Source organism: Paenibacillus spongiae (assembly GCF_024734895.1).
Taxonomy (GTDB): Bacteria; Bacillota; Bacilli; order Paenibacillales; family Paenibacillaceae; genus Paenibacillus_Z; species Paenibacillus_Z spongiae.
In genome coordinates this window covers 3,216,463-3,242,233 of record NZ_CP091430.1, presented here as the reverse complement: position 1 = coordinate 3,242,233, position 25,771 = coordinate 3,216,463, and the positions used below count along the sequence as shown (strand labels likewise).

At 49.6% G+C, this 25,771-nt stretch carries 20 protein-coding genes; 8 read left to right on the top strand and 12 right to left on the bottom strand.

Annotated elements, in window-relative coordinates:
* Positions 1-52: 52 nt before the first annotated feature.
* Together L1F29_RS14845 and L1F29_RS14840 are read right to left on the bottom strand one after the other, a co-directional pair.
* Positions 53-763 (bottom strand): DUF421 domain-containing protein, encoded by a 711-nt coding sequence (locus L1F29_RS14845; protein WP_258389074.1) that lies wholly within the window; start codon positions 761-763, stop codon positions 53-55.
* 270 nt (positions 764-1,033) lie between these two features.
* A complete protein-coding gene (locus L1F29_RS14840) occupies positions 1,034-1,456 on the bottom strand; it encodes a VOC family protein (protein WP_258389073.1) in 423 nt (140 codons plus the stop codon).
* 237 nt (positions 1,457-1,693) lie between these two features.
* Between L1F29_RS14840 and L1F29_RS14835 the strand changes: the two genes are divergently transcribed.
* A complete protein-coding gene (locus tag L1F29_RS14835) occupies positions 1,694-2,110 on the top strand; it encodes a VOC family protein (RefSeq protein ID WP_258389072.1) in 417 nt (138 codons plus the stop codon).
* Between the two features lie 175 nt (positions 2,111-2,285).
* Positions 2,286-3,143: a phytanoyl-CoA dioxygenase family protein gene (locus L1F29_RS14830; RefSeq protein ID WP_258389071.1), complete on the top strand. Its 858-nt coding sequence runs from the start codon at positions 2,286-2,288 to the stop codon at positions 3,141-3,143.
* A gap of 109 nt (positions 3,144-3,252) precedes the next feature.
* Here the strand turns inward: L1F29_RS14830 and L1F29_RS14825 are convergent, their stop codons facing one another.
* Positions 3,253-7,872 (bottom strand): glycerophosphodiester phosphodiesterase family protein, encoded by a 4,620-nt coding sequence (locus L1F29_RS14825; RefSeq protein ID WP_258389070.1) that lies wholly within the window; start codon positions 7,870-7,872, stop codon positions 3,253-3,255.
* 515 nt (positions 7,873-8,387) lie between these two features.
* On the opposite strand from L1F29_RS14825, the gene L1F29_RS14820 reads away from it, so the two are divergent.
* The 4 genes from L1F29_RS14820 to L1F29_RS14805 all read left to right on the top strand — a co-directional run bounded on the left by L1F29_RS14820 (position 8,388) and on the right by L1F29_RS14805 (position 12,858).
* Positions 8,388-8,648, top strand: coding sequence for a hypothetical protein (locus tag L1F29_RS14820; RefSeq protein ID WP_258389069.1), 261 nt, complete (start codon positions 8,388-8,390; stop codon positions 8,646-8,648).
* 480 nt (positions 8,649-9,128) lie between these two features.
* Positions 9,129-10,223 carry an endospore germination permease gene (locus L1F29_RS14815; RefSeq protein ID WP_258389068.1) on the top strand — a complete coding sequence of 365 codons (1,095 nt, stop codon included), beginning with the start codon at positions 9,129-9,131 and terminating at the stop codon, positions 10,221-10,223.
* Positions 10,220-11,704, top strand: a complete 1,485-nt coding sequence (locus L1F29_RS14810; RefSeq protein ID WP_258389067.1) for a spore germination protein — start codon at positions 10,220-10,222, stop codon at positions 11,702-11,704. Before L1F29_RS14815 ends, L1F29_RS14810 begins: the two co-directional genes overlap by 4 nt.
* Positions 11,701-12,858 carry a Ger(x)C family spore germination protein gene (locus L1F29_RS14805; RefSeq protein WP_258389066.1) on the top strand — a complete coding sequence of 386 codons (1,158 nt, stop codon included), beginning with the start codon at positions 11,701-11,703 and terminating at the stop codon, positions 12,856-12,858. Before L1F29_RS14810 ends, L1F29_RS14805 begins: the two co-directional genes overlap by 4 nt.
* A gap of 176 nt (positions 12,859-13,034) precedes the next feature.
* Here the strand turns inward: L1F29_RS14805 and L1F29_RS14800 are convergent, their stop codons facing one another.
* The 3 genes from L1F29_RS14800 to L1F29_RS14790 form a co-directional block, all read right to left on the bottom strand.
* Complete coding sequence (locus L1F29_RS14800; RefSeq protein WP_258389065.1) at positions 13,035-13,355, bottom strand: thioredoxin family protein; 321 nt, start codon at positions 13,353-13,355, stop codon at positions 13,035-13,037.
* Positions 13,356-13,370: 15 nt separating this feature from the next.
* The gene (locus tag L1F29_RS14795) at positions 13,371-13,736 is read right to left on the bottom strand and encodes a MerR family transcriptional regulator (RefSeq protein ID WP_258389064.1); all 366 of its coding nucleotides are present in this window, start codon (positions 13,734-13,736) and stop codon (positions 13,371-13,373) included.
* A 174-nt stretch (positions 13,737-13,910) separates the two neighbouring features.
* Positions 13,911-14,834: a L,D-transpeptidase family protein gene (locus L1F29_RS14790; protein ID WP_258389063.1), complete on the bottom strand. Its 924-nt coding sequence runs from the start codon at positions 14,832-14,834 to the stop codon at positions 13,911-13,913.
* 311 nt (positions 14,835-15,145) lie between these two features.
* On the opposite strand from L1F29_RS14790, the gene L1F29_RS14785 reads away from it, so the two are divergent.
* Together L1F29_RS14785 and L1F29_RS14780 are read left to right on the top strand one after the other, a co-directional pair.
* The gene (locus L1F29_RS14785; RefSeq protein ID WP_258389062.1) at positions 15,146-16,060 is read left to right on the top strand and encodes a helix-turn-helix transcriptional regulator; all 915 of its coding nucleotides are present in this window, start codon (positions 15,146-15,148) and stop codon (positions 16,058-16,060) included.
* Positions 16,061-16,205: 145 nt separating this feature from the next.
* The gene (locus L1F29_RS14780) at positions 16,206-17,015 is read left to right on the top strand and encodes a phytanoyl-CoA dioxygenase family protein (RefSeq protein WP_258389061.1); all 810 of its coding nucleotides are present in this window, start codon (positions 16,206-16,208) and stop codon (positions 17,013-17,015) included.
* 307 nt (positions 17,016-17,322) lie between these two features.
* Here L1F29_RS14780 and L1F29_RS14775 read toward each other — a convergent pair whose 3' ends face one another.
* From L1F29_RS14775 to L1F29_RS14750, 6 genes are all read right to left on the bottom strand, one after another.
* Complete coding sequence (locus tag L1F29_RS14775; protein ID WP_258389060.1) at positions 17,323-18,156, bottom strand: carbohydrate ABC transporter permease; 834 nt, start codon at positions 18,154-18,156, stop codon at positions 17,323-17,325.
* 22 nt (positions 18,157-18,178) lie between these two features.
* Positions 18,179-19,132, bottom strand: coding sequence for a carbohydrate ABC transporter permease (locus tag L1F29_RS14770; RefSeq protein ID WP_258389059.1), 954 nt, complete (start codon positions 19,130-19,132; stop codon positions 18,179-18,181).
* Positions 19,133-19,233: 101 nt separating this feature from the next.
* On the bottom strand, positions 19,234-20,574 hold the full coding sequence (locus tag L1F29_RS14765) for an ABC transporter substrate-binding protein (RefSeq protein WP_258389058.1): 1,341 nt from the start codon (positions 20,572-20,574) through the stop codon (positions 19,234-19,236).
* 209 nt (positions 20,575-20,783) lie between these two features.
* Positions 20,784-22,355 carry a response regulator gene (locus tag L1F29_RS14760; protein ID WP_258389057.1) on the bottom strand — a complete coding sequence of 524 codons (1,572 nt, stop codon included), beginning with the start codon at positions 22,353-22,355 and terminating at the stop codon, positions 20,784-20,786.
* On the bottom strand, positions 22,333-24,105 hold the full coding sequence (locus L1F29_RS14755) for a sensor histidine kinase (protein WP_258389056.1): 1,773 nt from the start codon (positions 24,103-24,105) through the stop codon (positions 22,333-22,335). The genes L1F29_RS14760 and L1F29_RS14755 overlap by 23 nt, the downstream gene beginning before the upstream one ends.
* Positions 24,106-24,370: 265 nt before the next feature.
* Complete coding sequence (locus L1F29_RS14750) at positions 24,371-25,750, bottom strand: ABC transporter substrate-binding protein (RefSeq protein WP_258389055.1); 1,380 nt, start codon at positions 25,748-25,750, stop codon at positions 24,371-24,373.
* Positions 25,751-25,771 lie beyond the last annotated feature (21 nt).

Below are 25,771 nucleotides of genomic sequence, written 5' to 3'. Positions count from 1 at the left end.
AGAACAGCTCCTTTTGTATGCTTTAGGCCCCGCATCCCGCCCCGACTTCTGCTCATTCTTTGTCTACAGGATGACCGATCCGGTCTTCATAATAATCGAAGAACAATTGATTGTTGGACGTCATAACCGCATAGCTGATCTCGTGTACCGATTTGCCTTTCATTTTGATCTGCGATAACAGCCATTGCTTGTCAATGCTGTTCTGCTGCAGATTATCCTCAATCCATCGACCGTCCATGATCAGTTCGATAGGGAATGCCTGCTTCACTTTCGATAAGATGTTTAGGTCTTTATGAACCACAGGCAAATAATCCGGCTTTCGAAGAACCGAAACCTTTCCGTTCAGCTCCAATATCGCATATTGAACCTCTTCAATATCAAAAATATTTTTCTCTCTCAGCTCCTGATTCAAGGTATCCAACGTAATTTTCAATTTCTTCATATTGTTCTCTAAAATCTTACCGTCCTGAATGACAATCGTCGGTTGGCCGGAGATCCACTTGCGCAGCGGACGGCTTCGGAGTGAAATCACCATCAATATAAAAGCAATGAAGCTGAAGGTTACCAGCGCGGCCAACAGTTCCCAAAGGTTCATTTTGACATTAAAAGCTAAATTTGCCGTAATCGCGCCTAAAGTAATCGCAGCAACAAAATCATGATACGTCATCTGTGCGATCGTCGACTTTCCGAGTATCCGGGCGATTACCATCATGATTACAAACGCTGCTGCGGATCTAGCGACCACTTCCCATACATGCGCCAACAGATCACCGCCATTCGAATAAATTGTGCATCACCCGTTTAGTTTTTCCACTATTTCCCGCTGTTAAACGGCATAAATCCGCACTGCGACCAGCGTCGGCGAATATCGTTATCGTTCTTGAGCGAAGAAATCTTAACGGCTTCACGCAACTCATACACTATTGCGGCTAAGAAGATTGTTATGGAGCTTGAGCAGGATTGCACAAAAAAAGTGGCAGCGCAGAGATCATCCTCTGAGCCACCACTCCCAAGCGATGTAAACCGTTCGCGGTTAACCTTGCTGCGCCTGCGCCGCACTCTCGTCCATGTACATGAATTCCCACAGATGGCCGTCAAGATCCTGGAAGCTTCTGCTGTACATGAAGCCGTGATCCAGAGGCTCTTTCGAAAACGAACCACCGGCGGCGAGCGCCTTGTCCACAAGCTCATCCACCCGTTCCCTGCTCTCAGCCGATAGAGCAACGATGACTTCCGCCGATTTCGTTGAATCCGCAATCTCCTTATCCGTAAACGTCTTGAAAAAATCCTCGACCAGCAGCATGGCAAAAATATGTTCGCTGATGATCATGCAAGTTGCGTTCTCATCGGTGTATTGCGGATTGAATTCAAACCCCATCTTCGTAAAGAAATCGATGGATTTATTCAAGTCCTTTACCGGTAAATTTACAAAAATCATATTTGCCTGCGTTGCCATTATCGATCACCTCATCCTATTATATGAACCTCAAAATCTACTTCAAGCATACCATGTTCTTCAGAAACAGATTTCTTATGGATTGCTATTGTGTCGCTCCCCATTCAACTTTTTCCATGGAGACGAAAAGAATAGTTTGAACCCATGCAAGTTAGCAATCGAGAAGAAACGCATCGATGATGGGCATGATAACATTCGGTGTAGTGAACCAATCCAATTACGAGGAGCTGACCCTGCATGCGTTTAACCCCCTACTTGACGATCGACGGCAATGCCAGAGAGGCGATCCAGTTTTATGAGGAAACGTTAGAAGCCAAAATCCTCGAAATCCTGACCTTTGCCGAAATGACCGACAATCCCGATTCAATTCCTGAAGGCGCCAAAGACCGAATTGCCCACGCCTTGCTTCAAATCGGCGAATCCGAGCTTATGCTGAGCGATTCATTCCCGGGTGCTCCCTTATCGAGGGGGAATCATATAACGGTATGCATTACGCTGAACAGCATCGGCAGGAGCAAACAAGTATTCGAAGCCTTGCAGCAAGGCGGCCAGGTCAAAATGGCGCTGCAGGAAACGAATTTCAGTCCCGCATTTGGCGAAATCACCGATAAGTTCGGCATCACCTTTCTCATCTATACCGACAGTCAGTCCTAACAATTGTTTCATACCTTCTCATCCATCGACTCTGCCGCCAGGCGGAGTCGATTTTATTTTTCTAATCAAGGCATTCTCGAAAATGTTAAATTAGTACTTTTCAATCACGACAACTATAGTATAATCAGGGTGTCTTCACATAGATTAAAGTATACCTATTGGAGGGGTATTGCGGATGGAACAATTCCGAGTGACACAGCAGCAGAAAGCATTCTTCGACACCTTCGGCTACCTGGTTTTTCGCGGACTCATGAAGGATCGGATCATGGAAATTACCGAAGAGTTTAACGCCGTCTTCAACAAGATGGGCGGCAACTACAATGGGAAGGAGCATGATTTCAAGAAGACCTCGACGATCGTTGCTTTCCTCGGCCACAGCGAGAAGCTGGCTTCTCTCCTGGACGACCCGAGAGTGATCGAGATTTGTTCAACTCTCTTAGGCGAAGATTATAATTACTTGACGAGTGCAGGAAATAAGTATGTCGGGGAAACAGGCTGGCATTCGGACACCTCCATGGACAAAACATGGCCGGGCAATATTAAGAGCATCAATCTCTCCTTCTATCTGGATCCGGTAACCAAGGAAACCGGCGCACTGCGCGTGCTGCCTGGAAGTCAGTTTATCGGCGACCAATATACGGAGATTCTGAAGGAACAGATCCATACGCCCGACATGATGGAGCAATGGGGGGTAGATCGGACGGAGCTGCCGGCGATTCCGCTGGATATTCGTCCCGGCGATCTGTTAGTATTCAATAATTACTTGAAGCATGCTTCCTTCGGAGGCGGCAACAACCGTCGGGTGCTGCTGATCAATTTCTCCAGGCATTATACGGAAGATCATATGGATGAGCTCCATCAATACGTCAGCACATTCGCTCCATACTGGGTGGAAGAGCTTCATGGTGAAGCTGTCCTTAACAATGCCGGACCCGAGCGGATGAAGCATCTCCGTCAAATTCAAGAGAATCAGGCGCATCTGCCCGAATTGGCCCGCAAAGCCAAGGAAGCCGCTCAGCAGAAGATGCCGTAGCGAGCAAAGAGGCCGGCCAGCTAAACTGGCGGCCTCTTTTTCTCATCATAGCGTGCCGTATCCGATGAGTTTCCGCGGCATGGAAACCGCGAAAGCCGGATTTGCGTTCTTACTTGCGGTCCAGATTGTTCTGTACCGCCGTCAAATCATTCTCGTCGATGTCGCCGTCCTTGTCGATGTCATAGCGGGCACTGTCGCCAGCAGGCTCCAAGCCGACCGCATTGGCTATTGCGCTGACGTCCGACTGCTCGATGCGGCCATTGCCGTTGAAGTCGCCGACGTACATCGTCAACGTACTCACCGGAACGATGGTATCGTTCTTGCCCGGCACGACAGTGATCTCGCTCTTCACGTAGAAATCGGCACTGATCTCGAGCTTGTGGCCTTGACGCTCATTAAGCTTCAGCGAATAATGGCCCTGAGAATCCGTAACCGTCTCGGCAACGACTCTCTGCCCTTTCTTCAACTGAACCTTAAACCCGCTTAAATCATTCAGCTTATGGTAGCTCGGAACGTCGATCTTTCCTTGAATCGTATACTTTGCTTCGGGTTCCTTATCCTTAATTTGGATGGCGACAGGCTTCGTATAGAGATCGTAGCTGTTGCCCAAATCAGTCGTGAACGAATAGCGCAGCAGGACATGCGCCGTGCCCGGCTTGACGGCCGTCACTTTGCCGCCGTTAACAGCTGCCAGATCCTCTCCATCCACAGCGATTAGAGTTGGCGCAACCTCGCTTTTATCCCCTTTATAAGTCTCCATAATGGCAGTCAAGTCCGCGCTTTCGCCAACCGTTAATTCGACCGTTTCCTGCTTGGGCGCAAGCTCTGCCGCCCAGTTCGTAGACCAGTTCGCGTAATCGGTGGTGAGTCCGTACGTGCCGAGCTGGAAGTACTGCACGAACGAACCTTGATCACGGTACGTCCACGGCCAGATCGTTATTCCGCGGTGCTTGGACGCCTCCATGAAGTTCTTGCCAAGCCCCGGATAGCTTGTATTGAAGGTTGCGTTGATCGGCTGAATCGCCTGAAGCGTCGACCGCAGCGATTTGCTTACATTCGTCTCGTTCGCATAGCCGCCCGTCAGATAGCCAAGCGACATGCCCGGCATCTTCTGGCCCAGCAGCTGCAGCTGCGTGCCGTTGAACGATATCACGACAACCTGATCCTCGACGCCCTTCTCGTTAATCAGCGTGACGAGCGCATCGATGATTTCCGGTTTATAGCTCTTGATTTCCACGAAATGAAGCACATCCTGCCCCTTATAGGCATCGAAGAATTCCGCCAGGGTCGGAATTTGCGCATTCGGATATTGCGCAGGGAATTGCTTGTTTGCTTTGAATGCTTTCAGCTGAGCCAGCGTATAGTCCTCCACGTTGCCCGTGCCGTTCGTCGTACGGTCAAGCGTCGGATCATGCATGATCACAATATGGCCGTCCTTCGAGAGGTAGATATCGTTCTCGACGATGTCCGCTCCGTATTGGAAGGCAAGCTCCGCGCTTTCAATCGTATTTTCCGGAGCTAGCGCCGGAATACCCCGGTGTCCGATAATGAGCGGCCTGCGAACGAGCGTCGTTTGATTGCTGTAGACACCGAGCGCCTGAATAGCTGCTGCGGGATCACTCGTTACGATGCCGTTCACGCCGGCCGTTATAAGCTCATGCATATCCAATGCGGTGTTAGCCCCATTGGAAGTCTTCGACCAGACGGTGATCAACCGCTCCTGCAAATAGGATACGTTCACACGCGAGGCCGCATCGGCAGGAAGCAGCGCGATCTTGGCCAAGCTGGCGTTCGTCGTGCGGCGGATATCCATTAGCGCTTCAGGGGTCAACGAGCTTGACGCCTGAAAATCGACAATGCCGCGAATAATCGGGTAAGCTTGTCTCGCTTTCTTCACGATCTCGCCTTGATCCGAGACAATGAAGGCATCCTCCAGCTGCTGCGATTTCATCCAGGCGACAAGCGCATCCGCTGTCGCTTCATCCTTCACGTAGAACGCTGGAATGATGCGGGAGCCGATTGCCGCTACGACATCCGCAACGGTGCCAATGACATGGCTGCCGGCCGCATCGGTCACGTTCAATGCTTCATTCACATGGAGAATGACGGTAGCGGGCGTTGCATCGCCTGTCAGTTGAGCGATATCGTCTGCTTGATTAACCGTTGCAACGACAGAAGGCGCAAGCGAAATCGAGGTCTGCGGCTCCGTCACATTGACGAACCGGTCGGCTGGCATCGGCGGCAGCGGCTTCAGCTGAAGGGTTACCTTCATATTGTCCACTCTCATCTGACTGCCGTTCGCTTGAAGTCCGATTTTGCCGGAGGTATACGCGGTGGCCGCCTCCGAATCGATCAGAACGGTACCGTCAATCGAATGCTGCACCCTGTTATCCCGTGCGATAACTTGATAGTGATACATTTTGGCAGCGCTGATCGCTTCGCCATACGATGCAGTTTCCATTACATTCCAGGCATTGGCAGGCGTCCGTTCGGCAAACTCGATCCCGTTCGCCGCCGTCGCATTCTGCCTCACGACACTTTGATAATACGGATAATCGTTCTGCTGTATCCGGTACATGAAGGAGTGCCAACGCGACGAATCGTTCGCCGCCAGATGCGTCACATCCGCTTCAATCCGGTAATCGCCGAACAAGCCCAAGTAATCGGGAAGCAGCAGCCGGGATGGATTGTCCGGGGTTGTCCGCGCATCCAGCTCCAGGACGCCGCCGACTACGGCCGCCTTGGCTCCTGTCGTTCCTTCAATCCGCTTCCAGCCTGCCGGCAGCGTACCTTCCGGCACGGCATCGAAATTCTCCTCATACAAGACATATTCCTCATCGGCCGGATTCTTCGCGACGACGATCATCTCGACGGCCGCTCCATCCTTCTCGGCCTTCACCTTGAAGATTCCTGCCCGCTCGGTGCCCGTCAGCAGTCCATCGGCAATGGTAACGCCCTCATCAACCGCGGACCATGTCAGCGCGTCGCCGTTCAGCGTATCCGTCGACAGATCATTCAGTTCCGCATTGAATGCGAGTGCGGCCAGATCGATCGTTTCGCCAGCATTCGCCAGAATATAGCCCTTCTCATGCGTCAGCTTGACGACCTTGGCGCCGCCGATCGAGGAAGGCGTCACGATGATCGTCGATTCCGCCGCCGCATTGCCGTAAACGGCCTTTACCTGCGCTTCGCCTTCTCGAACCGGAATGATCTGATTGTTCACAATACGGATCACGTTCTCGTTCGACGAATAGAGCTTCACCCGGTTAGCCGCTACCGCCTCGTTAATGCCATCCGAATAGGTGGCCGCGTAGGTTACCGGAGCAGCACCGCTCAACGCCTCAAGAGATTCCGGTGCCGTCATTTCGAAGTTAGAGACGGTAATGCGCGTTACCTTCACATTATCGAACGCCACTTTGCTTTGGTCGGCTTGGAAGCCGACTTTGCCCCGGGAGAGAAGATTGCTGTCCAGGGAATTCTCGGTCAGCAGCGTGTAGTCTGGATCGGTTGCCGCTTTAATATATTCCTTGACGTTATTGTCATAAACGCGCAGCTTCAACGAATAGGCTGAATTCAAGGCAAGCGCTGAACCCCATGAGCCCTTCACCGGTACCAGCCATCCGTTCTCCGGTGTCCGGTAAGCAACCTCGTAGCTTCCATTCTGTCTGACCGCCATTTGGTTATAGGGATGCTTGCCATTGGCGGGAACCCGGAACATCAACCCTACCCACCGGGCGGAGTCTAACACCGCTTGGAACGTGACGTCCGCTTCTACGGTATAGTTGTCCCATTGCACGGGAGCGGTAATCCTCCCCTGTTTGCCGGCCCCGCTGCCATCGAACACGAGCTGGCCGCCCTCTCCGTTCACACCTTGTACGACGGTCATCGGCTGGCTGCCTGCATTGACGTCTGAGATCCAGCCGAACGGCGTTTCACCGGCTGCGTAACTGTCGAAGTTCTCCTCCAAGAGGACGTCGCTGACCTGGCCGTCAACCGGGCTGGTCTCGTCCAGCTGAATAGTGCCGTATCCGCTCGTATCATTCCAGAAGGAATTGACCGAGTTATAATTGCTCCACATGCTGCTCACAGCCGGCACTTCCTCGGCATCGCGATCCGTAACGCCGATCTGCATGCCGATCTCCTTCTGCTTGACCGGATCGAAGCCGAGCATATCCCAAGGAATGGCGACCTCGGCCGACCAGCCAGCTGACGTAGTCCGAATAGCGCGCAGAATCTTCTTCTCGTCCTTGCCCACATGATTCGGCGCCGCTCCAAAATGAAACTCCGGCGTTGTCGAATCCGGCTGATAGACGAGTCCGATCTGCAAGTCATTCCCCATGAAGGGAGCCGACCGGTGCAGCGTCGGGTCGAAGAATAAGCCGATGTGATCCTGATCGAACCAGTATCCGCTAGCATTATGAACCAGAGCGTCATCCTCGACATTTACTGCTATGTATAGATAAGAATAGTCCCACAGCATGCCGAATGAAGATGGCTGAACCGCTCCTTCTCCGATTTGAATGGGCATGGGTTGCGTGACGTTCCACAGCGATTCATCGGGCTGCCCGTCGATAACCGGTGCAGTTAACGTCTTCTGAATGCTGAGCGAAGTGCGTTCCGGAACAACACGCTCAACGCTCTCTTCCGCGGCAGCCGTTAACCCGGTTTGGAAGAACATCGTGCACAGCAAAGAAACCATTAGTAGAGTCGATATTATTTTCCTTCTCATTCCTCAAAATTCCCTCCATGGTTTGTAGTGTCAACTGCTGGATGGATATACTCTTGTTGTTAGTCTCATTCACGGCCTTTCCTAGTTTTGTTGCGAATTCCATAGATGGAGTCGTGTTCAATCTACTCCATCTCTACAAAATGCGGCGTTCGACGCATCGTTCACCCCCTTCATCATTTGACAGCGAAATATGACCATTTCTATTATTAAAGGATCTTTCCTCCGACAAGTTCTCTAAAAAAGACAAATATCCTTCTACTACCATTGCAATTTACAAAACTTCCAAAATCATGGCTTGTTTCTACTTTTGTCGACAACAAGCCAAACAAGTAGGAGCTGGGGAATTCGAAGAAATCCAGAACAACAGCGGCCGGAAGAACATTCTGCCTGCGCAGCGGATTGTACTCCTATCATTCAATAATTGTTCTTTTCCATATGGAGGTATTTAAGGGATGAAGAAGAAATCTATTTCATAGAGGTAATAGAATTTGTTGAACTGATGGAGGTGAATAGGCTTGAATGAAGACCGTTACATCATGGCCGTCGTATCCGTCCTGCTTTCGTTTAGTTCCTTCTTCCTCTTCATGTATCCGATCGGAGGCATCATCATAGCGATGGTCTCTTGCGTTCTTGGACATAAAAGCCGATATGCCACCGTCGAATCACATATGTGGGTCGGCGGAAACCCGGGACGCGTAGGAAGAAATTTGGCTGTTTGCAGCATCGTCTTAAACCTGTTCATGTGGTTTGTATTGCACGAGATGCCTGTGCAATAATAAGCACGGCCGATTCTCACAAACAACAACCGCCTGCCAGTCGGTAAGCAAACTCACTTACCCGCCGGCAGGCGGTTTATAGTATAGACATGGTCATTTCACAAAGTTTCATTCCAATTGCGGGCGGGTTTCCTTGCTATATCCCGATAAAAACAGGCATTCCATCTCAGTTGAGTTGGAAATGAGCGCTCATAGTTATTCATTTAATAGTGCAGCTATGCGACTTTTTTAGAAGTATGTTCTTGTCACTCGACAAATGCCCTATGAATGGAGACGATTTAGATATTTTCAAAAAGGTGGTTTATACCTTCACTATTGATAGAATCCCCTATATTAGCACCGCGCGGCAGTTTCCTTCTCACCAACTTTAGTTTCATGAACACCCTAATACCATTATCTGATATTTGTGCATATATTTTGACAACAAGGGTATGTTAAGGATTAAATTTTTACAAAAGATTAACCATGTCGGAGAATATCATGAAAAATTCAACTGGAAAAGTCAGCTTCTTGCAAATTTTTATGGTTATGATGCTGTTCAATGGATTATTAAGCCATGTCATTCTAAATCCGTTGATGCTTGACGCTTCCGGAAGGGACGCATGGATATCGGTCTTGCTCACAGCAGCACTGTATATGCCTTGGTGTGCCCTTCTTGTCTTTATAATGAAAAAATCCGGAGGGGTAAAATTTCAGCCTTGGTTAGCCAAACAAACATCCCCGTTTCTTTCGTGGCTGTTACTCGTGCCAGTTGTCATACAACTATACTTCATTGGTGGTCTTACCATTATGCAGACCTCACTATGGACGGTAGCCGATTACTTGCCGGCAACACCTCCATATGTGCTTATCGTCGTATTGGTTCTTGTCTGCCATTTTGCAGCCAAGTATGGGTTAAGTGCCATTGCGATATGTTCTGGTTTGTTGCTTCCTACCGTAGTTTGCCTAGGTTATCTTGTATCGTTCGGGAATATGTCAGAAAAGAATTGGTTATTGCTTCGTCCTTTTCTGGAAGAAGGTTGGGGACCCTCATTCAAGGGGATGATTTATGCCGGGGGCGCATTTGCCGAATTATCCTTGTTTTTGCTGCTTCAACATCGGTTAAAAACGAATGTTAAAACATGGCAAATAATGCTATTGGGCCTAGTGCTCGTTTATATAACCCTTGGCCCGATCGTAGGGGCGATTACCGAATTCGGACCCAAAGAGGCAGCAAAGCAAATGGTTTCGCCTTACGAACAATGGCGTCTCTTGAAAATAGGGAATTATATTGAGCATGTAGATTTTTTATCGGTCTTTCAATGGCTTTCCGGTGCAACGGTGCGGATCAGTCTTGCCCAATTTTTAATAACCGATTTACTCCCTTTCCGAACCCCCAAAGCACGTAACTGGTTTCTTTCTTTTCTAACGTTAAGTTATATTACATTAACTATAATAACAAGTCACCATCACACGTTTTACGTGGATATGTTTGAAACATACCTGACATTATCTTTATGGGTCACCTTAACCTTAACTCTAATTTGGACCATCATTGCTTGGTTTGCCAAACCTGCCAAGGGGGAAATACCATGAATAGAAAAACTATAGAACTTGGTTCGAGTTGGTCGGAGCAAAAGTTGCGTCAATTATTCGATACCTCGACCGACGTAAAACTCCAAAAATTTCATTTTCAAGGACTGGATAAATCATCTGATTTAATGTTGATTTTCTCAGAAGGACTTTGCGATAGTTCCCTAATCGTGAAGATCGTACAGCCTGAATTGAATCGTGTTTTCCATCAAGTTGGTTTCGAATCTTTTGTATTAGGACAATCCGTCGGCCCTTTACCACTTATTCCTTTCGAAAAAGGGGGTACACAAGAGGATATCGTTGATGCCGTTTTCCAAGGTGACCTCGTTCTGGTGTTCCTAAATACTAATACCCTTTTTTCGCTAAATTTGAGTCATCGCCCGGATCGCTCGCCCGAAGAATCAAGTACCGAAATTTCAATTAAAGGACCAAAAGATGGTTTCGTGGAAAGTTATCTGACCAATATTGCCTTGATTCGGAAACGAATTCGCAGCACTTCCCTATGCTGCGAATCCTTTATACTTGGAAAACGAACAAGAACGAAAGTCGGTTTATTATACATCAGTGACATCTTGTCGCCAACCATTCTAAAAGAGGTTCGGGCACGTTTAAACAAAATTGATGTAGATGGCTTATATAGCGTTAATCAGCTCGAAGAAGCTCTTTCAGATGTTAAATACCCGTTATTTCCGTTACTTGATTTCTCGGGACGTCCGGATTATGCAGTCAGCGGCTTGTTAGCCGGAAGGTTTGTCATTATTATCGACGGTAATCCCTTGTGTTTAATTGGCCCGGCATCTTTTGGGCTCGTATTAAAGTCACCGGAAGATGTGCATTTTAGTTTTCAATACGTCTCATTCGCTCGGTTGATTCGCGTTCTTAGCTTTTGGCTTTCCTTATTGCTGCCTGGCTTCTGGGTGGCCTTATCTGCATTCCATCAGGATCAAATACCGTTCCGGTTGATGGCAACTATATCAGTGTCCCGACTCGGCCTTCCTTTTTCAGCCCAAATGGAGATGTTCATTTTGCTCATGCTTCTAGAGATTTTTAGGGAGGCAGGCGTACGTCTGCCCACTTCAATCGGCCAAACCTTAACAGTCATTGGTGCGCTAGTCATCGGCGATGCCGCTATCCGGTCTGGGCTCGTATCTCCTTCCGTCGTCGTTGTTGGCGCAATAACGGCTGTAATGGGGGTTACGTTAGTCAATCAAACGCTTAGTACCATTTTAAGCGTCCTTCGTCTTGCCATCTTTATCGTTTCTTCGGTTATTGGAATGTACGGGCTCATACTCTGCATTATATTGCTGTTGTTTTATATGTCCAGATTAAAGTCCTTTGGTGTTCCTTATTTAGCCCCGTTATCCCCCCCTTACATGAGAGATATTTTGAGGGGATATTTGCGACTTCCATGGAGTAAAATGCGATATCGTCCGAAAGCGATACATCCGATCGACCCGGATCATCAAGGAGATGATAACCAATGAGAAGAAAAGGGAAATTAGCGCTGATGTGCGCCGCCTTCTTGTTCCTGTTGACCGCGTGTTGGAATTCTAAGGATATACAGAGCATGGCCTATGTTACTGCTATCGGGTGTGATTACGAGAATGGAAAATATATTACCTATGCTCAAGTACTTAACTTTTCCAATGTAGCCAAAGGGGAATCCGTGGAAATTGGCAAAAATATACCCACTTGGATCGGACAAGGAGAAGGTTTTACCTTAACCGAATCGTTCAATTCCATTTACACTACCTCACAGTTAAGATTATTCTGGGGGCACGTAAGGGCACTTGTCGTAACTGAACGGTTTTTGAAAAAGGGAGAACACGTAATAAAAGAAGCGTATGATATGCTCAACCGTTACCGGGAAATACGGTACAACATCTTAGTTTACGGGACGAAAGAACCGATCCGGGATATACTTTCGCAAAAATCGAACCTAAATCTGTCCCCGCTTGAAACGATAATGGACAACCCCACGCAGGGTTACTCCCAGCGCTCATATATATTACCGACGTATAGTTTCAAATTTAAGTCTCTGATTGATGAACCCGCAGGTGCTGTGTTGCTTCCCTCGCTCTCCATTGATCGTAAATCGTGGACCGAGGATAAGAAAAAGAAGTCCATGTTCAGTATCAATGGCGCGTATTTGATGAGTAACAATCAAGTCAGAGGATGGCTTTCCGAACAGGACCTCTCGGGTTATCGATGGATTGAAAAAGATTTGATGCGCTCTCCGATTAACATTCCGGATAATTCACATCCTGATGCAGCGATTGTATTGATAAAGCCGAAACCCAAAATCGAATATGTTTTTCGAAATGGAAAGACGTTTTATACTATTAAGCTATCAATCCAAGCTTATGTGGATGAGCTGGTACGAGACCTCTCCAAGAAAGATATTGAAGAACAATCCGCTAAAGTAATTGAAAAACAAATTAGGGCTACCTATGAAAAGGGACTGAGCATCAAGGCGGATGTGTTAAACCTTACTGAGCATCTATATCGGTATAATCCCAAATTGTGGCGTAATACGCGCCGTGGAGAGTCGTTCTTATTGGATAAAGACTCGTTGGAACGAATTGAAGTAACTGTTCATCTATTGCATTCAGGCAAATATAAACTTCGGGCTGGTTGAAGTTGCTGACCACGTTCCTTGAATAAAAAAGCCATTCGCCTAAAAAAGGATCCGTCGCAGCGAATCCTTTTTAGCGTAAACGAATATTGATGGTTCCCTTCTGGCGAACAGTGGATTCGTGCTAAATGCCCGGCTCACCATACACCTTTTGCATACGTAAATCAGCAGTTAGAGGGCTATGTTATATGCCTCTCAAGAACAGCGATATATTGCGATTTGGGCCGCAGACCTACGAGCTTGTCGACAGGCTCCCCGTCCTTAAACACGATAACTGTCGGCGTCCCCATCACTCCCGCTTCAGCAGCGGATTCAGGCAATTCATCGCAGTCCACCTTCACCATTCTTACCTTGCCTGTCAATTCCCGGCCGATCTCCTCCAAGATGGGCACCAATACTTTACATGGCGGACACCACATCGAATCATAATCGACAAGCACGACACCTTCCCGAACCAGTTCATGCAGCATATCGCTGCTTTCCGCTCTCAATAGCGACATCTTCTCGCCATCCTCCTAATCATGGTCTGTCTTCGTGTCCCTCTGCACATAGGCTATGCGATCCAGCAGATTGGCTTTCAGCTGGTTCAGCTCGTCAATTTGCCGCTCGATCTCCGCCAGCTTCAGGCGATAGACCGGCATGATCTCGGAGCAGAAGGTCTCTTCATTCTGCAGCACGCAGTGCAGGAAACCTGCGATCTGCTCGGTCGATAGGCCGAGGTTCAGATACAATTTGATGGTATGCACCGTACTCACGGTAATCGGATTGAAATCCCGGTACCCGTTCGTAAGGCGCTCAGGCGTAATTAATCCCTGCTTCTCGTAATAACGCAGTGAACGGATGCTAACGCCCGTCTTGCGTGATAATTCGCCGATTTTCATAACAATCCCCCGGGTCGTTGAGAATGGCTTATGGTTATGATAAACCATGACATTAGTGTCAGCGTCAAGCATGATTTGAACCGACTCCAAAGATAGTTCGCTGATAATCGATTACAATATACAAGAAAAAAAAGCTTGATTGCTCAAGCTTTTTACAAACCTATTCATCTTGAATCAAGATGCATCCAATGTATCTTGAGGCGCAGCCGAGGTTAGATAAATCGAATTCGTTGCCCCGTTCCATTCTACGCCATACTGAGATAAGGCGGATATATCCCTAAGGGGCAGCATCACGGTATTGCCATCGAAACGGGATTCGGTCATGCTTATGCTCTCCCCATTGACGATTGCGACACTTGTCTTCGGCTTATGAACAATAATCCGATCTCCGGCGTAGGCCGTAACCGTCATCGTCTTGTTATCCCAAACCACGGTTGCCCCGAGCAGCTCGAACAACTCTCTCATTGGTATGAATATACGGGAGTCCACCAGGATTGGCGTGCTCTTCAATTGCTGCAGGGCGCCGTTCACGTAGACGGATCCGTTGAACGGCTTTGCGCCGACTCGGTAGCCGTTATCCTCCGCAATTTGTTCAAACGACTTCTTGGATGAGGTGACAACGGCATACGAATTTATTTTCACTTGGTCAAATAACCAATGGACGGAATCGTTGTGCATGCGAATACAGCCTGCGCTTACATATTTTCCGATCGATTTCGGATTATTGTTCCCATGAATGGCGTAGGTCGTTCCTTTCGTTCCGTTTACGTCCAATCCGATCCAGCGGTCACCCAGCGGGTTACTCGGATCTCCACCTGGAATCCCTTCCTTATAGTAAGGGCGGTTCTTGATTTTGTTAACGATCTTAAACTTCCCTTCCGGCGTAAGCTCCGGCGTCTTCCCTGTACCCACGCTGAAGGTTTTGACCAATTGACCATCCTCGAAAAAAGCAAGCTGGTTCGTTTTCTTATTGACCACGATCAGCTGACTATCCACGGTCTTCGAACTGGCAGCGTTCGCTGCGCTTGCAAATACACCGATCCCCGACAACATAAAAGCGAGTGTTGCAATGATGCAACGTTTCCATGACTTCCCCAACTTTCAGCACCCCTATCCTGTTTCTCCTCGGCGTCAATCACCGTATTATTCTATGAACGCGGCATACCCATATGACTCCACAACGGCTAAGAAAGCACCACCTTTAGTAAAATTTAAGGTTTCGAATGACGCGGGTTTTCCCTGCACCTTCCATAAACTTATAGAATCTACGAACCTGACATCCATAATGTTGCAGATTCTTGCCACTCTCGTGAAAAATGTATTGCTGCCCATGAATATTCCTGCTTAGAATGGAAGTAATCCACTTGTCATGAGAGTCTCGAATCTATTAATGGGAGCATTCTACCATAATGAACCACATTCACCCCTTATCGATGGTATCTCCATACATCCGGATCGCCCACGACTTTCATACCGCGGACAATATGCGGATTGGCCCGACCCGCATCGTTGATCATGCGCTTCACTATTTTAAAGAAGGCGAAGGCGAATATATGGTTGGAACCAGGCGAATGATCATCCGGCCGGGCTCGCTCTTCCTGATCCGCCCCGCGGTTACCTTCTCCTTCTCAGCGAACCCGGGAACACGGTTTCATATGTACAACCTTCATTTCGATCTCATCGAGCAGAACGACAGCGCCTCGGTCCCTTCTCCCTACCCGAAGCAGGGGGAGCCGCAGCGGTCGCCGCTTCCCTACAGCCTGCCGGATGATCTGCAGATGCCTGCCGCGGGTTTGCCTTCTTCTATCCCGCTAATCGAAACGGCCACCTACGAGCAGCTGTTCCTGCGCATCCTTCAGCGATTCGGACAAACGAACACAATCGCGCTGCTCCAATCGAAATCCGCCATGCTGGAATTATTAGCGCTGCTGTGGAGACAAACCGAGAATCAGAACGCCTCGGATTCTTCCGAAGGCGCATATGAAAGAGATCTCGCGCAGGCGGTCTCCTACATTCATTCCCGGCTGCACGAGTCGATCACGTTGGACGATGTCGCAAGGGCCGCGCAGATGAGCAAGTCGCATTTGCTCAAATGCTTTCGTCATGTATATCGGCTGTCTCCGATCAAATATGTAATGAAGCAGCGAATCGAACGAGCCAAGATCGAGCTCTTGTATACGAACAAACCAATCAAGACGATTGCAGACGAGACCGGCTTCGCCAGCATCCACTCCTTCTACCATTCGTTTCAACGCGAGGTTGGCACATCGCCGGGAGCTTATCGCTCACTCGTCCATTCGTCTGCCACCGCAGAAGTAGAATAGTGAAGCGAAGCCAATCTGTAGAGTTGTTCGAAACATTTCAGACAAAAGACGGATAGTTTGAAGCAAAGACTTCTGCCGCTTTCACCTATATGCTGGACGTATGACTGGTCCAACGGGCCGCACTTAAAGGAGGGGCAGCACACTCATGAATGATATTGAACAGTACGAGTTCGACCGGTCCGGCTATCTGGTGATCAAGAACTTGATTACCCCGGAGCAAGCCGCGGATATGTTGAAGGCCGTCGACAAATTGGAAGCGCATGCAGCCAAGCATGTACACCTCCCGCCGCGCAAGCTAAGCTGCTGGGGCTCCGAGCATCATTACAATGAGGAAATGAATTATCACGCCTATGGCGAACAAGCTTCAGGCAAAACATTGGTCATCGAAGACTTTTTCAACACGGATCCGGTGTTTGATTGCCTAGTCGATCATGAGAAAACGATGGCCTACATCCGAAGAATCGTACAAGGTCCAATCCGCATTAACAATTCGGAAATTCGGATCCGCTATACAGGGAATGCGTCCGGCACGCACATGGGAGGCCCTATCGATCACAAATACCGTTACAATTATAATGAAAACGGAATCGACTGCATGATGGTCCGCATGGTTTATTTTCTGCAGCCGGTTACGAATGAGCAGGGCGCCTTCTGCGTCGTTCCCGGCACACATAAGACGAATCGGCGTTCCCCGTATGACAGCAACCCCGATAACGAGCCCGGCATGATCGGCCTAGAGGTCGAAGCGGGCGATGCCATCTTATTTACGGAGCATCTTCGCCATGGCGGACTGACCAACCGCTCGGAACGAACACGCAAGACGCTTCATGTCGGTTACGGGCCTGCCTGGATGATGTCGCAAAATATCGCCACCATGGACGAGCCGCAATTCATAACCGATGCAGCGCTCTCACGGTACACCGATGCGCAGCGCAAGCTCTTCCGCATCATGTGATCGCACAAGCGACACTAAGATGCGAAATTGACTCCATGTATTGAAAAACAAAAAAAATGGTTGAACAAGTTTATACAAAACCTGTTCAGCCATTTTTAATTTCGTCCCCTGCTACGATCACCAAAAGGATGATGGGTTACACCAGAAAGGAGCAGGTCGAATGAATCTGAAGAAGCGTCAGCGTTCGCCTTTGTTCCCGGAATCCAACCTCTCTTCATATTATTCAAGGAATCCGGGAACAACAGCGATCGGAAGATCATTCGACTGCACAGTTCTGGTTTAATCGTTATCCTCGTGGTTATCGATCTCACCCTTTGATTCCCGAGAGCGTAACGCCTTCAATAATATAACGCTGCCCGATAATATAGACAATGAGCACGGGGATGAGCGCGATCGAAGCTCCCGCCATCATCAGCGTCCAATCCGTCGCATACATCCCGCGATAGAGGTTCAGCATCATCGGAACGGTAAACTTCTCAGGGGTATTGAGGAAGATAAGCGGATAGAAGAAGCTGTTCCACATGCCGAGAAAGGTGAAAATTCCGAGTGCGGACAGCGCCGGTTTGATAAGCGGCAGCATGACGCGCGTATAGATCGTAAAGCGCCCGGCGCCGTCAACGATTGCCGCCTCCTCCATCTCCTTCGGTATGCCTCTGAAAAACTGCCGGAGCAGAAACACGCCGAACGCATTCAATAGCGACGCCGGCACTATGATCGCCAGATGCGAATCGAGCCAGCCGATGTTCTTCATCATCAGGTAGAGCGGAATAATGGTCACTTGACCGGGAACCATCATCGTGGCCAGAAACATGATAAAGATCGGCTCACGGAACGGAAAGCGGATCTTGGCGAACGCATACGCCGCCATCGAGCAGGTAATGAGCTGCGAGACTACAACGATAATATTAATATAGAAGCTGTTGATATAGGCTTGGCCGAACGGAAGTGCCGTCAGCGAGTCTTTAAAGTTAGACCATACGAACGGATCGGGAATCCATTTCGGCGGCACGACGAACACTTGCGATAAATCTTTCATCGCGCTTAGAGCCATCCAGACGAACGGCACCGCCATGATGCATGCCCCGATGATCAGTACGATATGCAGCGCAATTGCGGCCGGATTTATTCTTGTTGTCCGCATCGATTCTTCCCCTTCCCATTCATCATTGATCTTCGTAATGCACCCAGCGCTTGGACATCTTCATCTGGAACAACGTAACGGACAATATCATAATAAATAAGATGACGGCGGATGCCGTGCTCTTGCCGAAGGTGAATTCGACGAATGCCGTCTCATAAATATGGTAGACGATGGTATAGCTCGCCTTGGCCGGGCCCCCCGATGTCATGACGAAGGACTGGTCGAATACTTGAAACGAGCCGATAATGGACATAATCGTGACGAAGAACGTAGTCGGCGACAGAAGCGGAATGGTGATATTCTTCATTTGCTGCCATCTGGTCGCCCCGTCGATTTGCGCCGCTTCATAATAGGAGGAGGATATGCCCTGCAGCCCGGCCAGAAACAGTACCATGTTGGTGCCTAGCCCCATCCATATGCTCAGCAGGGCGATGGAAGGCATGACGATGCGCGTATCGGTCAGCCACTTCGGGCCTTGAATCCCGAACCATTCCTTCAAATAGAGGTTAATCAGGCCGAAATCGGCGTTGAACAGCCACATGAACACGACCGACACCGCAACCGACATCGTAATGGTGGGCATGAAATAGATCAAACGATAGATGATTTTGCCTCTTACTTTATTTAAGCCAATCGCCACCAGCATAGCGAGAATAATCCCGGTCGGAACCGTGAGTACGGTATAGTACAGCGTGTTGACGATCGCAGTGCGGAAATCCTCGTCATTGAATTGCGAGACGAAATTGTCGAACCCGGCAAACGTCTTCGCGCCGAAGCCGTCCCAATTCATCATGCTGATCGCGAACGCCATGATTAACGGTATTAATGAAAAGACGATCAGCCCTACCATCTGGGGCGCGATGAAAAATGCTCCCCAGAGGGCATCTGTCTTCTTCGTGCTCAAGAAGGTTCTTTTCGGTTCTCCCTGATTTAGAGCGGGAGCGGTTCCCGCGCGATCGGATAGTTTCCCATTCATAGCGATCCGCCTTTCCTCGTTCATCCTAAGCGGGAAGGGAGTCCGGTTGCTCGAACCCCTCCCCTTCTCAGACTCGTTATCGTGCCTGCCCTGCGGATTCCTTATTTGCTCTTGTATTCATCGATCTTCTTATTCGCTATCTCTTGAATATCCTTGATCGTCTTATCCAAATCTTCGTTCTTCAGCCAGAGCTTCTCGAAATTGGAATCGATTTCTTTGCTCAATCCGGGAACGCCGGCTTCGAACGCCGTTAACGCAAACCCGACTTCGCGTGCATCGAGGAATAGCTGCGCGTGCTCCGGCAGGTTGCCTTCCTTAACGACTTCGTCCACGCCTGCGATCGACGGAACGGCGTTGCCGCCCCCTTGCAGACGGTACGTCTGTCCTTCCTTGCTTACGAATTCGGAGAGGAAGGTATAGGCTGCTTGCTTCTGTTTCGATGCTTTGTTGAGCACCATGTATGCCGTCGGGATGCCGGCCGGTTCAATCTTTTTGCCCGTATTGGTCGGCCAAGAAACGACATCGAATTCGAGCGATTCATTCTTCTTGAATAAAGGCAGGTACCAGCGTCCGGCTCCTACAAAGCCGACTTGGTTAGACATGAACATGGCATCGCCGCCTTGTCCTTTCGGGAGCGTGCCGGAGAACGTGAAGTTCTTCTTCTGGACATTGTCGTATAAGAAACGGAACGTCTCCATCGCTTTCTGATCGGTGTACGCTACATATTTGCCGTTCTCGTCATACACCTTGCCGCCGTTCGAGGATACCCAGCTGTGTGTGCTGGCCCAGCCGTTATCCAGTACATAACCGTATTTGCCGCTTGCTTTGATTTTATCCGTGATCATCTGGAACGCTTCCCACGTCCATTCGCCTTTCATTTGCAATTCCGCCGGCATCTCGGTAATGCCCGCATCCTTCAATACTTTCTTGTTATACCAGAGCACCATCGGATTGCAGTCGACCATCACGCCAAAAATTTTGCCATCGCGCTGCGCTGCCCCCCACAAGCCTTCGAAGAAATCGTCTTTCTTGATAGCGCTTCCGCCGCCATCCATCAGCGGGGTAAGCTCCTCGATGCTGCCGTTCTCGATCAGCTTGACGATGGTGGCATCGCCGGCATAGAAAACATCGGGCGCCGTTCCGCCGCTCAATTGCGTCAATATTTTTTGCTCGTACTCGCCCGGAATCGGAATAAGCTCCGCTTCGATATCAGGATGCTTGGCGTTGAAGTCCTTCGTGAATTCTTGAAACCGTGTCAATTCGCCCGGGTTGCCCCAAGTCGCCCATTTGATCTTGACTTTCTCCCCTTTTGAACCGCTTTCTCCCCCGGATGATGCTTCGTTGTTTCCTCCCCCGTTCCCGCCGCCGTTCGACCCGCAAGCTTGAAGAAATACTGCGGAAACCAATACCAGGACAAACAAGGACCATTTGAGCTTCTTCATGTTCTCTTCTCCTCCTCAGATAGTAATGTACCGCTTACGCTCCAACCGGATTGAATTCAAATCGATTCCAGTGAAGCACAAGATTAGTGGGAGTATCCTTCTTGCTGCACATCTTGTAAACGCTTTAATTATAGAATTTACGAAATGTGTCTGAGTAGGGTTTATGTTCCGAAAGGGTGTTTTGTTTTCGGCAATTTGAGCATGGATCGTTATTTTCGCCACATGCCTTGATATTCAGCCGGCGAGAGACCGGCGATTTTCTTGAATTGCTTGCTGAAATGCTTGACGTCATTGAAGCCGGACTGCTCCGCCACCTCGTATACCCTGAGCTTTGAAACTTGAAGAAGCTCCTTGGCATGTTTCACGCGCAGAGCGATGACATAGTCGATAAAGTTCTGACCCGTGACGCGTTTGAACATTTCGCTGAAATAATTCCGGCTGACATTCACTTCATCGGCCACCTGCTGCAGACTGATCGCCTCTGTATAGTGATCCCCCAAAAAGCGGATCGCTTCCTTAACGATTCGTTGATGCAGCGTCGTATCCGGCTTCAGCAGCCCGTCTCCATCCCGAAGCTCCTCGAAGCAGTCTAACACATGGCGGATGACATCCTCGGCATAACGAAACTTGTCTGTCCGGCGGATCCGTCGAACATTCACCGTACTGACGTCCTTACAGAGCAGGAATAGCGTCATTAACTCCTCCGCCTCCTGCAGAACTTCCGCTTTCGTACGGTTTCCGGGATTCCAATGGCGCACAATGATCCCAAGCTGTTCATCCGCTTTGGCATGATAGCCCATTGTCAACGATTCCTTCAGTTCATTCAATACCGAGGCATAGTTGTAATCCTGCGCGGATAATCGTTCATCTGCGGCAGTATCAATTACAGATAACTTATTGTCCGGACCGCTGAAGAATACATGGTCCAGTGCACGCTTTGCTTCCAGGCAGGATTCCTGGATATCTGTGAACCCTTCACAATAGCCGCTGATTCCGATGGAGATATGAATATGCTCCGGATTGGAACCCGTTCGGAGACCGCTGAGCCATTCGTTCAGCTCGGCTGGATTGCACTCCAGCGGTGTTAGCGCGGGGAGTACGGCCATGACCAGATCCGGACGATGCAGCACCGCAACGTACGAACGGCACCTCTCGTATAGCTGTGTCTGGATGATTTCGGTCTGCTCGATCAGCAGCTCGGCTTTGTCGGTATCGGATTCCGCGAATACATCCACGCCGATGGCGACGAATCGGTATTTTTCATCCGGATAAGCGTGCTGCAGCCGCCCGATTGCATCCCGGTCTCCACGCAGCGCTTTGCAGAACATCTTCTCCAGTTCCTTCCGTTTGCTTACATGCAGATGATCCTTGAACAGCTCGACGATTTGCCGGTTTTCCCGTTCTTCTTCCTGCTTGCGGCGCATCTGATGCAGCGCGGTCAAGAGCGAATCGGCATTAAGCGTTGGTTTCAGAATATAATCCGATGCGCCGAGGCGGATGCCCTCCCGCACATAATCGAAGTCGTTATGACAGCTGAGCAGCAGCACTTTGATGAAAGGGCACAGCTCTTTGGCTTTACGGGTAAGCTCAAGACCATCCATAACCGGCATGGCGATGTCGGTGATTAGAATATCTACCCGCTTCTCGCGGATCCAGTTCATCGCCTTCTCCCCGTTGGAAGCTTCGCCGACCAGCTCGAACCCGTTATTCTCCCAGTCCAGTACGGCACGCATCCCCATTCTCGCCATTTTCTCGTCGTCAACCAGCAGCACTTTGCACATGTTGATCACCCTTCGCCTTCGAGATGATGATGCGAATTTGCGTTCCTTTACCTGGCTCACTTTCGACGCTGACGCCGTAATTCGTTCCGTAGTATAACTGAATGGTCTGGTGAACGTGATTAAGACCGATATTGGTCATTCCCCGGTTATTGCAGTCCCGATCGTAAGCTAGCAGTCCTTCGATTCGGTCTAATTCGATTCCGACCCCATCGTCCGTAATGGTCATCTTAATATCCGATCCTTGCTGCACGACTTCAATGTCGATGACGCCATCATCGTCTTTCGGCGCAATGCCGTGAAAAATAGCATTCTCGACGATCGGCTGCAGCAGCATCCTTGGGATCGGCACGCGGAGCAGCTCATCCGGACAGTCGATGTTCAAGCGGATCTGGTTGTCGTACCGGTATTCCTGAATAATCATATATTTCCTAAGCAGCTCCAGCTCATCGCCAAGCTGGATAAAAACGCCATTGCGTTCCAGGCTTCCCTCCAACAGATGAACGAGCGTGGTGACGGCGTTGTCCACGTCATGGGTCCGGTTCAATTTAGCCATCCAACGGATCGAATTCAATGTATTGTATAGAAAATGCGGATTGATTTGATAGCGGAGAGCCCGAATCTCGGCCTTCTTCTTCTCCTTCTCCTCCTCCGCGATCCGATGAATCAACAAATCGATCTGTTCGATCATTTTATTGAAGCTTCGCCCAAGCTGGCCGATCTCGTTGCGGCCGACATTCCGGCTGCGGACATTCAAATCGCCGGCTTCGCTCCTGCGCATGAGCCGACTCAATTGAACGAGCGGATTGCCGATCTTGCGCGTCACGTAATAGCCCATCCCGATGGCCAGAATGATGCAGCATAGCGCGATCCACATCGTGAATTTACGGATGCTGGCTGAATCAGCGGTCAGCTCAGCCAGCGGCACCACGCCGACGACATGCCATCCATTGTCCAGCCGCTCGGGAATCATGAGCGTACTCTTGGATCCAATCTGGATCTCCGAAGTCTGTGCAGGCAGAGGTACCTCGGAACGTACCCCGTATTGAAGCGGGCTCGGGTGATAGAAATAACGGTTATCGTCATTGACGACATACATGTAGCCGGTATCGCCGAACTGGACGCGGTTAAGCTCCTGAATCAGCGCGTCTCCCACGATTTCGAAAAACATGACGCCGATGGTTTCGCCGGTATCGAAGCTTCGGATCGCGCGGCCCAGACCAAAAATAGGAAACCCCGTATCCGTTTTCTTCACGTAAGAGCTGCTGGACATCCCGAACCAGACCGTGTTGCCGTTAGCGTCCGTTATTTTTTTGTACCAATCGGAATCCCACTGATCGGGAACCGACATCAGCGAATCGGAGCTTAGGAGCGAATATTTACGGTTGACGTCAAGGATATAGATATCGAGAATTTCCGGCGAGTTGATCATGATGGAGGTCAGAAAATCCTGACCTTCCTGCACCTTGAGCTCCTTATTATATTCGTTCTTATCCCCTTCTTCCAATATTTCGCGAACGACCTTGCTGTTCAGCACCATCATGGAAGAATCGTCCAGCTTCTTGAAATAAAGGTTCAGCTTGTCGCTCACTTGCGTGATAGTGAGTGAAGCCACTTTACTGACCTGCTCCTCGACGATGGTTGACGACTTGTTGTAGGACAGCAAGCCCATCACGAGCACGGGCAGCGTCATCCCGATAAAACAGAGCAAGAAGAGCTGCACAACGATGGAATGAAATCGGCGAAAGCGCATAGTCTTTTCTCCTCTCGGTCGTGGGCTGAATACGTAGACGGCGGGTACAATCATTATATCTTCTTGATGACAGCGCTTACGAAAAATGCTTCGAAATCCGTATATTCACCCCCAAATCGGAAAATAACACACCGCTTGATGCGGCGAATAAAGTGTAATACGGCTAATGGAGATACCGCAATGGTAAAAAAAAGAATTGTGCGCGGAAACCGGGCACAATTCTTCTTATTGAAAAGATTAAGGAACCGCAGGTGCGAAGCTTCGATCACTTCAAGTTCGCCGTCCACTTCTCGGCCCGGTCCTGCAAGTCATTGAGGAAGGTTGGAATATCGGGAGCGCTGCCCGCCGCCGCCTTGCTGATGAATCCGTTGACGGCAGGTATGATGTCGCTCATGAAGAACGGATTCGCCTCGTCCATCAGCTCCGAATGGCCGACGGCGGCGATATCGAGCGCCATCTGCACGAACTTGTCTTTCTTATCGACGAAATCGGCATTGTTCAAGGTCGGTGTGTTGGCAAAATTCATGTACAAATACTTTTGAGTCTCGTAACCGGACAAAAATTTGAGTACTTCCCACGAAGCCTTCACGTCCTTAGCCTCTTTCGACATGATGAACGGATCCACGGCCACCCATCCTTCGCCCTCGGGCCCGACGTTCATGACCGGCTCGAACCGGCTGAGCAGGCCTTCGTCTTTCTTCGCCAAGTATTCGCTCATTGTCGAGCCGCCGCTCTGATCGATTCCGATGGCGATATTATTCTTATCGAGCCCGAAGTTCTCGGCCCCCTGCGCGGTTATAAATCCTTTCGGAGGCAGCAGCGAGGCTTGCTTCAGCCATTCCAACACCTTCGCCATCTCAGGCGTATTGAGCTTCCACTTGATATTCTTAATATCGTTCAAGCTGCCTTCCGCCCCCTTCGCTCCGAATGCCAGCGTCAGTGCGACGAAGGTCGATCCGTTCAGCGAGTTGCCGCTCCAATAGAGTCCGTAGTTCGGCTCGCCCGTGTTCGGGTTCTTGCCCGTCATCTTCTTCGCTTTCTCCAGGATTTCGTCCGGCGTAGGCTTCTTGGCAAGCGGCTCAACGCCCCAGTCTTCGAACAGTTTGGTATCATACACGACCATCCGGCGCCCAAGCGCTACCGGAATGCCGAATTGCTTCGTACCGTCCGGAGACTTCGTGCTGTAAGAGTTATTCATGATGCCGTTCAAATAAATACCGGGATCGAATGACGGGTCCGCTCCGATCAGATCGTCCAAATCGCGGAGCAGCCCTTCCTGGTACCACTGCGAGGCAAAAGCTCCTCCCGTGTACAACACATCCACATCTTTGGAGAGCAGCATCGCAGACTGCTTCGCCTTGGCGTTCTCCCATGGAATTTGATACACTTCCAGCTTGATGTTCGGGTACATCTTGTTAAACGTCGCTTTAAGATAGTCGTTTAGACCCGTAGTCTCGTTGCCTGTCAGCGGATCTATGCCGTTCTCCAGCTTCCAGCCCGCCAACGCTACCCGTACGGTCCCTTTCAAATCCGATAGTTTCTCGACATTAGCGCCTCCGGTGATTTCGTTTTCCTTATTGGAAGAGCAAGCAGCAAGCGTCATGACCAGTGCGAACGATAGAACAAGCAGCAACCATTTTCTCATTTACACTACCCCTCTCATATG